Genomic DNA, 13,012 nt, shown 5'->3' on the forward strand with positions numbered 1-13,012 from the left:
TTCCTCCCAGAAGAAAAAATGAGCATTCGCTTTGCTCATGGGCAATTACTCACTTGATGCGCGCAAATTGTCAATCGGGATTCCATGCTGCAGCGCCGCATAGCCCAACTAAATGCCTGAAAGCTCGGATTAAAATTTGACTTACGTTAGGAGGCGAGCAGGTGTCGCGCCGCCTCTTCGTCGGTAATCAGGCCGTTGATATGCCCACCCCGCACGGCAGCCAGAATAGCCGGATGCTTCCGCTTCCCCCTTGCAAGCCCGACCACGGTCGAGGCGGCCCGCGACGGTATCTCCAGGCTGGCGACCCGGTCGTTGACCGGATGTGAGAGGAGCTCTCCGCTCTCTCCGAAGATCCAACCACAGATCTCGCCGACCGCGCCCGCCTGAAGCAGATCCTCCATCTCGTCCGACTTCAGAAAGCCGTCGACGAGCAATGGTGCGCTCATGTTCATTTCGCCGATGCCGACGAAGGCGACATCCGATTTGTGCGCGAGCTCGATAGTCGGGGCAACGAGTGGCTGTTGGTGCAGAAGCTGCTTCTCCGCCGGCGAAGACACGATGACTGGAAGCGGCATCGGGAAGTGCGGAGCCTTGATGGCATCCGCCATCGAGAAGATGACGTTGAAATAGGCCGCCGAGCCATCCGGGCTGATATTGCCTGTCAGGGATACGATCTTGTGCTGCGGGCACTCCATCGGGGAGAGTTGGTCGATCATCGCACGCAGCGTACGACCCGTCCCCATGGCGATGACCAGGGGATCGCTCTGGCGCAACCAGCGTTCAAGCTGGGCCGCACCCGCTTCCGCCACGCCGACGCTTGCTGATTCGGCGGCAGGGTCGGTTGGAACGATCTCGACGTCCTTCAGCCCGAACTTGCGCTTCAGGGCTTCTGCAAGTTCAAGGCAGGCCGCGATGGGATGGTCCAGCCGCACCTTGATCAGTTTCTCGGCCACCGAAAGCGAAACGAGGCGCTGCGCGCTCTGCCGCGAAATTCCCATGGATGTCGCGATCTCGTCCTGGGTACGGCCCGCCACATAATATAGCCAGCCTGCCCGCGCCGCATCATCCAGTCTCGTCTGACCCTCACCACGCCGTGCCATGCAGTCTCCTCTCCGTGTGGAACAGTGCTGCCAATTTTGCCCGACGCTGTCAAATCGCCCGACTGCGGGGAGCACAGATCTGGAACGGTTCCCGGGCTGACGGGTTGGACCCTAAACCCTCAGTTCAAGGAGATCGACCATGATCCGCCTCACGACCATCGCCGCCGCAACGGCACTGAGCTTTGCGCCGACCACGCACGCTCAGGATACAACGCCGGTCCAGCAACTGCCGACGCCGCAGGCCTCCGAGGAGACGAAAGCCCTCGATCCCGCTGGCTTCGCCCAACAGGCGGCCGCATCGAACGAATTCGAGATCTTGTCGGCCGAACTCGCTTTGCGCCGAAGCCAGGATGCCGAAGTCCGGAAATTTGCTGAGACCATGCTCGATGACCATCGCCGTGCCCAGCAGCAGCTGCAGACCGCGGCCGAGGCTGATTCGGTCGCGATGGTGACCGAGCTGTCCATGGAGCAGAAGCAAACTTTGACCGCCCTTGAGCAGGCCGAGGAGAGCCAGTTCGACAGCGCCTACATGTCCGCACAGATGAAGGCACATGACCAGGCCATCCGGCTCTTGGGCGCCTATGCCGATAACGGTGCAGCCGGCAGTCTGAAGACCTATGCGGTTGCCAACTATCCCCTGGTGCGAACCCACAAGGTCCGCGCGCAATCCCAGACAAGCCCATAAGGGAGGTCTTCATGAGCAAGAAATGGCAGCTCGCGGCACTCCTGAGTGCTGTTCTGATCGCCGGGGTAATGTTGCTCGCGGCAGAGTTCCAGCAGGAAGTGGCAGACACGGCCCCGGTCGCCGCGCCGACCCGCCATGAGCCAGTGCCTGATGTTCCGCCCAGCGCGACCGGCGACATCGACACGCCCTGACCGGTCCATCTCGTGCCGAGCACCCATGTAGCCCGGCATTCCAATCCCAAATCGCAGGAGTTCCGCGATGTCCACTCCCTTCCGCTTTCTCGCGCTCGCTGTCCTGATCCTTGTCCTTGCCGGTGCCTTCTTCGCGATCGGCAACGGCGACAACGAGGATAACAAGGACTATCCGCCTCACAGCGTTCAGCAGTAAGTTTTCCTCCCCCAGGACGATCGGTAAGACGGCCCGCCAACAGGCGGGCCACCGATCGACCATTTCCAGATCATCGATAATGACAAAAAAGAACCCCGCCAGAGGCGGGGTCTAGGTGGGCGCCCTCAGGGGCGGCCGGGGGAGGTTGGAGGAGGAGGGAACAATGTGCTGTCAGCAGATCAACTGCCTCGAGGCATCGTTGTTCCACCCCTGGAACAAAGATTCTTTTTGACATCTTGCCCCGGTGTCAGAGCTGTTCCTTCTGGGCGCCGCTGTTCGGCTTAGCAGGCCCCAGATTGGGCTCGGGGCCCAGCGGTTGCATCGGCTGCGACACGAACTGACCCTTGCCGTCGATCGACTGGCCTTCCGACCAGCGACCGGGTGCGGGCGCGCTGCCGTCCTGCTGGAAGCCGAGATAGGCGTAGCTGAATTCCTGCTTTTCCTGCTCCTGCGGGAAGCTGTTGGGAATCGGGAATGCCCCAGTTGCGCCACCCAGCTCTTCGAGAGCCGCCATCCACTGGTTCTGGTGCATGGTGTCGCGCGCGATGAGATAGGACAGCATGTCCTTCATCCCGGGATCGTTCGTCATGTTGTAGAGCCGCGTCGCCAGAATTCGGCCGGTTGATTCGGCGGTCACGTTGGCGCTCATGTCGGCCGCGATATTGCCGCTGGCATAGATATGCGACATGTCGAACGGCACGCCGTCGGAATCCACCGGCATTGCCGAAAGGCCGGCTGACAGCAGGTTTTTCAGGTTGATGCCACCCAGCACTGCGCCGCCAACGGGGTCATCGGCCACTTCTTCCTTCAGTGAAAGAGACGCACCTTCGAGGTTCATAGCGACTGCCGTGGCCAGCATCTCGATATGGCCCAGTTCTTCGGCGGCGGTATTCATCAGCAGGTCGCGGAACTTGGGATTGCCGCGGGCGCCGCAGGCCTGGAAAAAGTACTGCATGGCAACGCGAATTTCGCCTTCCACGCCGCCGATTGCCTGCTGAAGGGCACGGGCGAACAGCGGGTCCGGCTTCTCGACGCGAACGGGATATTGAAGCTTGTTGTCGGTATAGAACATGGCATTCTCTCCTCGTTTTGACCGCCGCCTAACAACAACTCTCCCGGCTTGTTCCGGAAATTACTGCCATCCTTGGTAGAGTTATTTTTCGTCCCGGGTTTTAAGCGAGTCACCGAGGTTGCGCTTCTCCGGGTCCTGCAGGTTTTCACCCACGGCATCCCGGTCGACATCCGGATCGTCCTTGGCAGGCAGATAGCCGCTCGGTCGGTTTTCCTGTGGCCCCTCCCAACGCGGGGACTGATCGGTGGTGCCCGGCTTGCCGGTTTTCGGGGAATTCATGCCCATGATGCGATCTCCTGTCTGGCTGTTCTTGCCTGACCAACTGCCGGTCTGCCGAACCGTTCCGCAGGAACATTTGCAAATAACCCCTGTTTGTCCTTGCATCAGAACAGCGAGGTCATGATGGAAAGTGTAGAGAAGCAGACGAAGAGGCCGCACGTGGTCATCGTCGGTGCCGGCTTTGGAGGGCTTGCTTGTGCCCAGGCGCTGGGCAAGTCCGAGATCGACGTGACGGTCATCGATCGGCGCAACCACAACCTCTTCCAGCCTCTGCTCTATCAGGTCGCGACAGCCGCCCTTTCGCCGGCGGATATCTCCGAACCGATCCGCCGGACCCTCGGCCGATATCCCAACATCAAGGTGGTGCTGGGTGAGGTCACCACTGTCGATCAGTCCCGTCGGACAGTCGGGTTGAAGGGTGGCGTCAGCATTCCCTACGACCGGCTCGTCCTGGCGACGGGGTCCGACTACAACTATTTCGGCCATCAGGACTGGCAGAAACACGCGCCGGGCCTGAAATCCATCCACGAGGCGCGCCAGATTCGACACAGCCTTCTGCTCGCCTTCGAGAAGGCCGAGCGCAGTGAGGATGAGGCGGAGAAGCGACGGCTTCTGACCAGTGTCATCATCGGAGGCGGGCCGACCGGCGTGGAAATGGCAGGCGCCATTTCCGAGCTTGGCCGTTTCATGATCGCCCGCGATTTTCGCAGTCTGAGGCCGGATCAGCTGCAGGTGCTGTTGATCGAGGCCGGTCCGCGGATCCTTGCCAGTTTTCCGGAATCCCTGTCGCAATATGCCGTCGATTACCTGACGCGGATCGGCGTGGACATCCGCTTGAATACGCCGGTGGAAGACGTGACTCCCGACGGCGTGACGGTCGGCGGGGCGCTGATCCCGGCAAGCTGCATGGTCTGGGGTGCCGGCGTTAAAGCCTCTCCCGCGGCCGCCTGGCTCGGCGTTCCGCCAGGCCCCGGAGGCCGTCTACAGGTCGCCTCGGATCTGTCTGTCGAAGGAAAATCGGAGATCTATGCTCTGGGGGACACCGCTCTGTCGACCGGGGAGGATGGCAAGCCGTTGCCGGCGCTCGCGCAGGTGGCCAAGCAGCAGGGCACCTTCCTCGGCAAGGCGCTGAAGGCAAATCTTCTGCAGGGCGAACCCGTGCCGACCTTCCGCTTTCACAACCGCGGCAATACGGCCGTCATCGGCAGGAATGCTGCGGTTTTCGATTTCGGCTCCTGGCAGCTGAAGGGGCGCCTGGCATGGCTGCTCTGGGCGATCGTGCACGTCTACCTGCTCGTCAACTTCGAAAAGCGCCTGCTGGTCAGCATTCAATGGATCTGGCGATACGCCACCCGCCAACGGGGTGCTCGGATCATCGATGAGAATGCCGTTGCGGTGGATCGTCCGGCGGCTGACGGAAAGATGTCGAACTGATTTTCCGACGCTAGGCGCTGGACAAGCCCGTGCGCAAGCTATAGGCGTAATGGTATTACATTACGGAAGAGATCAAGGCTTGACCGCCGGGGCCCGTAGGCCCTATGCAAACAGATGACGGTTCCCCGCCGGATGACTCCGAGGGGATTAATAGGGAACACGGTGAGGACGACCCAATAGGGACCAATACCGTGGCTGCCCCCGCAACTGTAAGCGGATTGCTGTCCATTCTCGCGGCGCAACAAGCGCCGGGCCACTGCGGGAGACTGTGGGAAGGCAAATGGAACGGCGCATATCCGCGAGCCAGGAGACCTGCCGTCAAGAGTTGAAACCGAAGCGGACGGGGTGTTCCGATGGATACGAACTGGCTTTTGCGCTGCGCCGTCAGGCGCGCTGATCACATGCCATTTTGCCTCCGGAGAAATCCTGCGGAGGACGGGCATGCATCTACTGAATACCGGTGAGCCGTCGAAACGGCCGTCTGGTCCCGGCCTGAGCGCTGGCGCCACCCTGTCCTCCCGCGCGGAGGCACGGCAATGAGCTGCAGCAGCAAGGGCTGCCCGATCCGCGTCACCGACGTCGGCTGGGGGCCGAAACCATCTCAATATCTGGTTCGCGACGTCTCCTTTTCGCTGGCCTCGGGCGATCGTCTGGCAATTGTCGGTCCGAATGGCGCTGGCAAGACCACGCTGCTGCGCTGCCTTTATCGCGGTGTCTCGCCGCTGGACGGCCGGGTTGAAATCGACGGCCAGGACATCTGGCAGATGAGCGCCCGCCAGGTTGCCAGGCGGATCGCCGTCGTGCTCCAGGAAATGCCGGGAGACTTTCCCTTCACCGTGCGGGACGTCGTCATGATGGGCCGGGTACCCTGGCGCGAAGGCCTGTCCGGCTGGAGCGATCAGGACCGTGCCGAAGCCGAGCATGCGCTAGATCATCTCGATCTCCTGCGGCTGGCCAACAGGCAGTTCTCGACCCTCTCCGGTGGCGAGAAGCAGCGTGTGCTGGTGGCCCGCGCGCTCGCCCAGAAGCCTGAGATCCTGATCCTCGACGAGCCGACGAACCATCTCGACATCCGCCACCAGCTGGAAATTCTCGATCTGCTCGGCGGGTTGAACCTGACGATCATCACGACGCTGCACGACATCAATCTCGCGGCCGAATTCGCAAGTCATGTCGCCTTGATGCAGGGCGGCCGGATGCGTGCTTTCGGCACGCCGGACGATGTCCTGACGGAGCAGGCCCTGTCAGGGACCTTTGGCGTTCTCGCCGCCCGCCAGCAGGCCGACGACCGTCGCGCGCACCGCTTTTCCTTTTCCCTCGCTCTCAATTGATATTGAAAGGACCCGCCACGATGGCCGCCCGCCTTCTTTTGTCCGCCGCGCTGTTTGCTTCGGTTTTCGCAGCCTCCTCGGCGTTTGCCTATCCGGTCACCGTCAAGAGCTGCGATCGCGAGGTCACCTTCGAGCAAGCGCCCGCCCGCGCCATTTCCAACGACGTGAACCTGACCGAAATGATGCTGGCTCTGAAGCTTCAGGATCACATGGTGGGCTACACCGGCATCTCCGGCTGGAAGACGCTGGATGAAAGCCTGCGCGAAGGCGTTCAGGAGCTGCCGGAGCTTTCGCCGAAATATCCGACCAAGGAAGTGCTGCTGAACGCGGATACCGACTTCTACTTCGCCGGCTGGAACTACGGCATGAAGGTCGGCGGCGAGGTGACCCCGGAAACGCTCGAGCCCTTCAAGATTAAGGTCTACGAACTCACCGAATCCTGCATCCACATCATGGCGAAGAACAAGCCGACGATGGACGACATGTTCGTCGACCTCCTGAACCTCGGCAAGATCTTCGGTGTCGAGGATCGCGCCGAGACCCTGGTCGCCGGCTACCGCAAGCACCTCGACGAAATCACCAAGCGCATCGGCGCAATCGAGAAGCCCGTTCGCGTCTTCGTCTACGATTCGGGCACCGAAAAGCCCTTCACCTCGGGCCGTTTCGGCATCCCGACCGCGATGATCGAAGCCGCCGGTGGCATCAACATCATGGACGATGTCGAGAAGAGCTGGACGGAGGTTTCCTGGGAGCCTGTCATCGAGCGCAACCCGGAAGTCGTCGTGATCGTCAACTACGGTGACGTCACCGCCGACCAGAAGATCGCCTTCATGAAGGAGAACCCGGCCTTCAAGAACCTCGATGCCGTGAAGCAGGACCGCTTCGTCGTGCTGGAATATGTGGAGGCCACGCCGGGCCCACGCAATGTCCAGGCGATCGATCGTCTGGCCAAGGCCTTCCACCCCCGCAACATGTAAAAGGTCTGAAGGCGGGGCCGCATACCGGTCCCGCCCGACAGGAATACGCAAGGCAGCATGATGCAGGGTCGATTGTTTATCTGGGTGGGTCTGGCGCTCCTGCTGCTTGCCCTGTGTCTGACGGCTGGCGTGTCCCTGGGCTCGGCCGCCATTCCCGCGGAGACCGTCTGGTCGATCCTCGTCAACAAGCTGGCGCCGGGCACCTTCGAGCCGACCTGGTCTCCGGGACGGGAGAGCATCGTCTGGGATGTGCGATTTCCTCGTGTCATCCTTGCCGGCCTCGTCGGTGCCGGCCTCGCCACCGTCGGTGCGGTCCTCCAGTCGGTCACCCGCAATCCGCTGGCCGATCCGCACCTCCTCGGCGTCTCCTCGGGCGGTGCCTTGGGCGCGATCATCGCGCTGCTCCACACCGGGCTGATCTTTGGTCTCGTCACCGTGCCGCTCTTTGCCTTCGCCGGCTCGCTTCTGGCAACGCTTGCGGTGGTCGCCGTGACCCGCTTCACGGGCGCCGGTGCTGATCGTCTCGTGCTGTCAGGCGTCGCGATCGCCTTTGTCGCCACTTCGCTTGGCAATCTCGCGATCTTCCTCGGCGATCCGCGCGCAGCCCATACGGTTGTCTTCTGGATGCTCGGCGGCCTTGGCCTCGCCCAATGGTCACACCTTCTCTATCCGGCGATCGTCCTGTTCGGCTGCCTGACCTTCCTCACCATCCGGGCGCGCGAGATCAACGCCATGGCAATGGGTGACGAAACGGCGGCGACGCTCGGCGTTCCCGTGGGCCGCTTCCGCGCCGAGCTTTTCGTGGTCACCGCCCTCCTGACGGGCGTCATGGTCGCCTTCTCCGGTGCCATCGGCTTTGTCGGACTGCTCGTCCCCCATTTCGTTCGTCTGACGGCGGGCAGCGACAACATCCGTGTTATCCCTTTGTCTGCGCTGACAGGGGCGGTGATCCTCATCCTCGCCGACATTGTCTCGCGCACCATCATGGCGCCCGAGGACATGCCGATCGGCGTCATCACCGGCCTGGCCGGTGGCCTCGCCTTCATTTTCCTCCTGCGCCGGCGCTAGTACGTCAGGGGGTATTGCTCCTGTTTCGTTTTTGCCTAGACTGAAGAAAAACGAAAAGGGGAGGGGCCTACATGATGTTTTCGGCGAGACAGGCGGAGATCATGGCTCTTGCCAAGGAGCAGGGGCGGGTTCTGGTGGACGAACTCGCGGCACGTTTCGCCGTGACCCCACAGACAATCCGCAAGGATCTCAACGACCTCTGTGATGCCCGCGCCCTCAACCGAATTCATGGCGGCGCCGTTTATCCGAGCGGAAACGAAAACGTCAAATACGAAGCGCGCCGTTCGATGGCCGCCGCGGAGAAACAGGCGATCGGCCGCGCGGCCGCAAACCTGATCCCGGACAATTCCTCTCTCTTCATCAATATCGGCACGACGACCGAAGCCGTGGGCGAGGCGCTGATCGACCACCGGGAATTGATGGTCATCACCAACAACATCAATGTTGCCAATCGCTTGCGGGTCTATCCCTCAATCGAGGTGGTGATTGCCGGCGGTGTCGTCCGCGGCTCGGATGGTGGTATTGTGGGCGAGGCGGCGGTCGACTTCATTCGCCAGTTCAAGGTCGATTTTGCCGTCATCGGCGTTTCCGCCATCGACGAAGATGGTGCGCTGCTCGATTTCGATTTTCGCGAAGTGAAAGTCGCTCAGGCCATCATCGCCAATGCCCGTCACGTCATCCTCGTCTCGGACGCATCGAAATTCGAGCGCACCGCCCCGGTTCGCATCGGACATATCTCGCAGGTTCAGACCTTTATCACCGACCATTGTCCCTCTAGCAGCATCAGGGACATTTGCGCGGAACAGGACGTGCGCATCATCGAGACGGCACCCGAAGCCTCGGATGCAGCCGCAGAATAACTTTCGTTTGACATTCGTTTAAATTTCGAAAAATATATCCAAACTTTCGCAATAGCAGCAAATGCTGCAAGTGCGAACATGCGGAGGAACAATGTCAGGGCAGCCAATCTACGATCTCTTTGTGATCGGCGGCGGGATCAACGGATGTGGGATCGCGCGTGACGCGGCCGGCCGTGGTTATTCGGTCGCCTTGGCTGAAATGAACGACTTCGCCTCGGGCACCTCGTCCGGTGCCACCAAACTCATCCATGGCGGTCTGCGTTATCTCGAGCATTACGAGTTTCGTCTTGTGCGCGAGGCGCTGATGGAGCGCGAAGTGCTATGGGCCATGGCGCCCCATGTCATCTGGCCGCTGCGTTTCGTCCTGCCCTTCCAGAAGGGCGGCATCCGTCCGGCCTGGCTGATCCGCCTTGGTCTTTTCCTCTACGACAATCTGGGTGGCCGCAAGCTGTTGCCGCCGACGAAGACGCTCGACCTGCGTCGCGATCCGGCCGGCAAGCCCCTGAAGCCCGTCTTCTCGAAAGCCTTCGAATACTCCGACGGCTGGGTCGACGATGCCCGCATGGTTGTTTTGAATGCCCGGGATGCCCAGATCCGGGGCGCCACCATCCTGAGCCGCGCGCGCGTCATCTCGGCCCACCGCGAAGAAGGGCATTGGGTCGTCACCACCAAATCGCAGCGCGATGGCTCGGTGACCACCCACAAGGCCCGCATGCTCGTCAATGCCGCTGGCCCCTGGGTCGACCAGGTTCTGGCAGGTGCCTTCGGCCGGAATAACGTGCACAATGTTCGCCTCGTCCAGGGCAGCCACATCGTCGTGCGCAAGAAGTTCACCGACCCCCGCGCCTATTTCTTCCAGAACCCCGATAACCGCATCATCTTCGCCATTCCCTATGAAGGCGAGTTCACGCTGATCGGCACGACGGATCGGGATTTCACCGAAGACCCGAAGGATGTTCGCATCAGCCCCGAAGAGGTGAATTACCTCTGCGATGCCGCGAGCGAATACTTCCAGGAGCCGATCCGCCCCGACGATATCGTCTGGAGCTATTCCGCCGTCCGACCGCTCTTCGATGACGGCGCCTCCAAGGCGCAGGAAGCCACACGCGACTACGTGCTGAAGATCGAGGGCAACAGTGGCGATGCCCCGTTGCTCAACGTCTTCGGCGGCAAGCTGACGACCTACAGACGACTGGCCGAACATGCTCTCGAGAAGATCGGCGAGGCGATCGGCGAAAAAGGCACGCCCTGGACGGCCGGCAGCCACCTGCCCGGCGGCAATTTTGCCGCGACCGCATTCGAGCCGACGGTCGCAGACCTGCTAAAGGCCTATCCCTTCCTGGAGCGGGGCCATGCCGAGCGCCTGATCCGCTGCTACGGAACGGATTCGAAATCGATCCTGGGCAAGGCCCGGTCGACGGCAGACCTGGGTCGTCACTTCGGCGGCACGCTTTACGAGGCAGAGGTCCGCTGGCTGGTGGAAATGGAATGGGCGCTGACAGCCGAGGATGTGCTGTGGCGTCGAACGAAACAGGGTCTTTTCCTGACGCCGGAGGAGGCGAAGGGGCTGGATGCCTATCTGGGGATGCTGGCGGCGGCCTGATCGCCCATCTCATGGATAAAGACCGACGGTTTGGAGGAGGCCCGAGGACATATGTTGGAACTGCGTAAAGTCTCGAAAATGGCGGGAGGTGGATACCATATTCACCCGACCGACCTGACGTTGCAGCGGGGAACGCTCAACGTCCTGCTCGGCCCCACGCTTTCGGGAAAGACTTCCCTGATGCGTTTGATGGCCGGCCTCGACAAGCCGACATCCGGCACCGTGCATTTCGACGGGCAGGACGTCACCGGCGTGCCGGTCCAGAAGCGCAACGTCGCGATGGTCTACCAGCAGTTCATCAATTATCCCGCGCTGACGGTCTACGAAAACATCGCATCCCCGATGCGCGTCGCCGGCAAGGATGCGGCGACCATCGACCGCGAAGTGCGCAAGGCTGCCGATCTCCTGCGCCTGACACCCTATCTCGATCGCACCCCGCTCAATCTCTCGGGCGGCCAGCAGCAGCGCACGGCGCTTGCCCGCGCCATCGTCAAGAACGCGACCCTCGTCCTCCTCGACGAGCCGCTCGCCAACCTCGATTACAAGCTGCGCGAAGAATTGCGCGAAGAATTGCCGAAGATCTTTGCCGAATCTGGCGCGATCTTCGTCTATGCGACGACCGAACCCTCCGAAGCCCTGCTGCTCGGCGGCAATACCGCAACCTTGAGCGAAGGCCGTATCACCCAGTTCGGCGAGACGATCGACGTCTATCGCCGACCTGCCGATCTGCTCACTGCGAAGACTTTCGCCGACCCGCCGCTCAACACGATCGCGCTCGTCAAGCGGGGCGGAAGCTTCGAGCTGGACGGCCAGTCGGTCCTCACAGTCCCCGCCCATCTGACAGGCATTCCGGACGGCGCAGTCACGGTGGCTTTCCACCCGCACCACCTGTCGCTTTCGTCTCTGCCCGCGGCTCTGCCGATGCGCGCGCGCACCCTGGTGTCGGAAATCGCAGGCTCCGAGAGCTTCATCCACGTCGAATACGGCACTGCCCGCTGGGTCTGCCTGGCGCATGGCATCCACGACATCGATCCCGACCGCGAGATCGATGTCTTCATCGACACCCGTCACCTGATGGCGTTCGGCGCCGACGGCAAGGCGCTCGGCGCGCCGGCCGAACTGGCCGCGTGAGGAGCAACGTCATGGCACGCATCAACCTCGATCATATCCGCCACGCCTACTCACCCGCCGCCCGTGCGGCGGGAGATTACGCCCTCAAGGAAGTGCACCACGAATGGGATGACGGCGGCGCCTATGCGCTGCTCGGTCCGTCAGGCTGCGGCAAGACTACGCTGCTCAACATCATCTCGGGCCTGCTGCATCCGTCCGATGGCCGCATCGAGTTCGATGGCGTCGACGTCACGAACCTGCCGACGGCAGCCCGCAACATCGCCCAGGTCTTCCAGTTCCCGGTCGTCTACGACACGATGACGGTCTACGACAATCTGGCCTTCCCCTTGCGCAACCGCCATGTGCCGGAAGACCAGGTCAACAAGCGGGTCAACGAGATCCTCGACATGATCGACCTGCAGCCCATGGCGCGCAATCGCGCCCAGGGCCTGACGGCAGACCAGAAGCAGAAGATCTCGCTCGGCCGCGGTCTCGTCCGCTCCGACGTCAATGCCATCCTCTTTGACGAGCCGCTGACCGTGATCGACCCGCATATGAAGTGGGTCCTGCGCTCGCAGTTGAAACGCCTGCATCGGCAGTCCGGCTTCACCATGGTCTATGTCACCCATGACCAGACCGAAGCGCTCACCTTTGCCGACAAGGTCGTGGTCATGTATGACGGCCAGATCGTCCAGATCGGCACGCCGGCCGAGCTCTTCGAGCGCCCGAGCCACACCTTTGTCGGTTACTTCATCGGTTCGCCGGGCATGAATGTAATGCCGGCAAAGGTTAGCGGTGCGACCGCGACGATCGGGGACCAGACCGTCACTCTCCCCGGCCCACCGAAGCTCTCGGGCCAGGGCAAGATCGAACTCGGCGTCCGGCCGGAATTTGTCCGGCTCGGTCGGGAGGGCATGCCTGTGTCTGTCGCCAAGGTCGAGGACATCGGTCGCCAGAAGATCGTGCGCGCCCAGTTCGCCGGCCAGCCTCTGTCGATCGTCGTCTCGGAGGATGCCGAGATACCAGCGGATCCCCGCATCACATTCGTTCCGGAAGGCGTTGGTATCTATGCCGATTCCTGGCGCGTAGGCATGGAGGGCTGATCG

General features: G+C 61.9%; 14 protein-coding genes and 1 riboswitch. Of the genes, 11 read left to right on the top strand and 3 right to left on the bottom strand.

The features are described 5' to 3' along the window. Positions 1-146 precede the first annotated feature (146 nt). Positions 147-1,100, bottom strand: a complete 954-nt coding sequence (locus tag M1E12_RS19640) for a sugar-binding transcriptional regulator (RefSeq protein ID WP_136539790.1) — start codon at positions 1,098-1,100, stop codon at positions 147-149. A gap of 139 nt (positions 1,101-1,239) precedes the next feature. Here M1E12_RS19640 and M1E12_RS19645 point away from each other — a divergent pair, with 139 nt between their 5' ends. From M1E12_RS19645 to M1E12_RS19655, 3 genes are all read left to right on the top strand, one after another. Beyond that, positions 1,240-1,785 carry a DUF4142 domain-containing protein gene (locus tag M1E12_RS19645; RefSeq protein ID WP_479562989.1) on the top strand — a complete coding sequence of 182 codons (546 nt, stop codon included), beginning with the start codon at positions 1,240-1,242 and terminating at the stop codon, positions 1,783-1,785. An 11-nt stretch (positions 1,786-1,796) separates the two neighbouring features. After that, a complete protein-coding gene (locus tag M1E12_RS19650; protein WP_479562990.1) occupies positions 1,797-1,976 on the top strand; it encodes a hypothetical protein in 180 nt (59 codons plus the stop codon). A 67-nt stretch (positions 1,977-2,043) separates the two neighbouring features. Next, a complete protein-coding gene (locus M1E12_RS19655) occupies positions 2,044-2,172 on the top strand; it encodes a hypothetical protein (protein WP_281281738.1) in 129 nt (42 codons plus the stop codon). Between the two features lie 247 nt (positions 2,173-2,419). Here the strand turns inward: M1E12_RS19655 and M1E12_RS19660 are convergent, their stop codons facing one another. After that, positions 2,420-3,244 (bottom strand): manganese catalase family protein, encoded by an 825-nt coding sequence (locus M1E12_RS19660; RefSeq protein ID WP_479562991.1) that lies wholly within the window; start codon positions 3,242-3,244, stop codon positions 2,420-2,422. Between the two features lie 81 nt (positions 3,245-3,325). Beyond that, positions 3,326-3,529 carry a hypothetical protein gene (locus M1E12_RS19665; protein ID WP_479562992.1) on the bottom strand — a complete coding sequence of 68 codons (204 nt, stop codon included), beginning with the start codon at positions 3,527-3,529 and terminating at the stop codon, positions 3,326-3,328. Positions 3,530-3,643: 114 nt separating this feature from the next. On the opposite strand from M1E12_RS19665, the gene M1E12_RS19670 reads away from it, so the two are divergent. The 8 genes from M1E12_RS19670 to M1E12_RS19705 all read left to right on the top strand — a co-directional run bounded on the left by M1E12_RS19670 (position 3,644) and on the right by M1E12_RS19705 (position 13,009). Further along, on the top strand, positions 3,644-4,957 hold the full coding sequence (locus M1E12_RS19670) for an NAD(P)/FAD-dependent oxidoreductase (RefSeq protein ID WP_479562993.1): 1,314 nt from the start codon (positions 3,644-3,646) through the stop codon (positions 4,955-4,957). Between the two features lie 101 nt (positions 4,958-5,058). Next, positions 5,059-5,291: riboswitch (cobalamin riboswitch) on the top strand. 202 nt (positions 5,292-5,493) lie between these two features. Continuing rightward, on the top strand, positions 5,494-6,288 hold the full coding sequence (locus M1E12_RS19675; protein WP_310239677.1) for an ABC transporter ATP-binding protein: 795 nt from the start codon (positions 5,494-5,496) through the stop codon (positions 6,286-6,288). Between the two features lie 20 nt (positions 6,289-6,308). Further along, entirely contained in the window at positions 6,309-7,265 is a 957-nt protein-coding gene (locus M1E12_RS19680) for an ABC transporter substrate-binding protein (protein ID WP_479562994.1), read from the top strand. 57 nt (positions 7,266-7,322) lie between these two features. Continuing rightward, positions 7,323-8,333, top strand: a complete 1,011-nt coding sequence (locus tag M1E12_RS19685) for a FecCD family ABC transporter permease (RefSeq protein ID WP_479562995.1) — start codon at positions 7,323-7,325, stop codon at positions 8,331-8,333. A 71-nt stretch (positions 8,334-8,404) separates the two neighbouring features. Continuing rightward, positions 8,405-9,193 (top strand): DeoR/GlpR family DNA-binding transcription regulator, encoded by a 789-nt coding sequence (locus M1E12_RS19690; RefSeq protein ID WP_479562996.1) that lies wholly within the window; start codon positions 8,405-8,407, stop codon positions 9,191-9,193. A gap of 91 nt (positions 9,194-9,284) precedes the next feature. Next, on the top strand, positions 9,285-10,796 hold the full coding sequence (gene glpD, locus M1E12_RS19695) for a glycerol-3-phosphate dehydrogenase (RefSeq protein WP_479562997.1): 1,512 nt from the start codon (positions 9,285-9,287) through the stop codon (positions 10,794-10,796). A gap of 51 nt (positions 10,797-10,847) precedes the next feature. Beyond that, positions 10,848-11,927, top strand: coding sequence for an ABC transporter ATP-binding protein (locus tag M1E12_RS19700; RefSeq protein WP_479562998.1), 1,080 nt, complete (start codon positions 10,848-10,850; stop codon positions 11,925-11,927). Between the two features lie 11 nt (positions 11,928-11,938). Beyond that, positions 11,939-13,009, top strand: a complete 1,071-nt coding sequence (locus tag M1E12_RS19705; protein WP_479562999.1) for an ABC transporter ATP-binding protein — start codon at positions 11,939-11,941, stop codon at positions 13,007-13,009. The last annotated feature ends 3 nt before the right edge of the window (positions 13,010-13,012 follow it).

The sequence above is a fragment of the Rhizobium sp. K33 genome, from assembly GCF_056501445.1.

What these genes read in the sequence shown, in the direction of transcription:
- M1E12_RS19640 (WP_136539790.1), bottom strand. Translation starts at nt 1,100, where the DNA reads ATGGCACGGCGTGGTGAGGGTCAGACGAGACTGGATGATGCGGCGCGG.
- M1E12_RS19645 (WP_479562989.1), top strand. Translation starts at nt 1,240, where the DNA reads ATGATCCGCCTCACGACCATCGCCGCCGCAACGGCACTGAGCTTTGCG.
- M1E12_RS19650 (WP_479562990.1), top strand. Translation starts at nt 1,797, where the DNA reads ATGAGCAAGAAATGGCAGCTCGCGGCACTCCTGAGTGCTGTTCTGATC.
- M1E12_RS19655 (WP_281281738.1), top strand. Translation starts at nt 2,044, where the DNA reads ATGTCCACTCCCTTCCGCTTTCTCGCGCTCGCTGTCCTGATCCTTGTC.
- M1E12_RS19660 (WP_479562991.1), bottom strand. Translation starts at nt 3,244, where the DNA reads ATGTTCTATACCGACAACAAGCTTCAATATCCCGTTCGCGTCGAGAAG.
- M1E12_RS19665 (WP_479562992.1), bottom strand. Translation starts at nt 3,529, where the DNA reads ATGGGCATGAATTCCCCGAAAACCGGCAAGCCGGGCACCACCGATCAG.
- M1E12_RS19670 (WP_479562993.1), top strand. Translation starts at nt 3,644, where the DNA reads ATGATGGAAAGTGTAGAGAAGCAGACGAAGAGGCCGCACGTGGTCATC.
- M1E12_RS19675 (WP_310239677.1), top strand. Translation starts at nt 5,494, where the DNA reads ATGAGCTGCAGCAGCAAGGGCTGCCCGATCCGCGTCACCGACGTCGGC.
- M1E12_RS19680 (WP_479562994.1), top strand. Translation starts at nt 6,309, where the DNA reads ATGGCCGCCCGCCTTCTTTTGTCCGCCGCGCTGTTTGCTTCGGTTTTC.
- M1E12_RS19685 (WP_479562995.1), top strand. Translation starts at nt 7,323, where the DNA reads ATGATGCAGGGTCGATTGTTTATCTGGGTGGGTCTGGCGCTCCTGCTG.
- M1E12_RS19690 (WP_479562996.1), top strand. Translation starts at nt 8,405, where the DNA reads ATGATGTTTTCGGCGAGACAGGCGGAGATCATGGCTCTTGCCAAGGAG.
- glpD (WP_479562997.1), top strand. Translation starts at nt 9,285, where the DNA reads ATGTCAGGGCAGCCAATCTACGATCTCTTTGTGATCGGCGGCGGGATC.
- M1E12_RS19700 (WP_479562998.1), top strand. Translation starts at nt 10,848, where the DNA reads ATGTTGGAACTGCGTAAAGTCTCGAAAATGGCGGGAGGTGGATACCAT.
- M1E12_RS19705 (WP_479562999.1), top strand. Translation starts at nt 11,939, where the DNA reads ATGGCACGCATCAACCTCGATCATATCCGCCACGCCTACTCACCCGCC.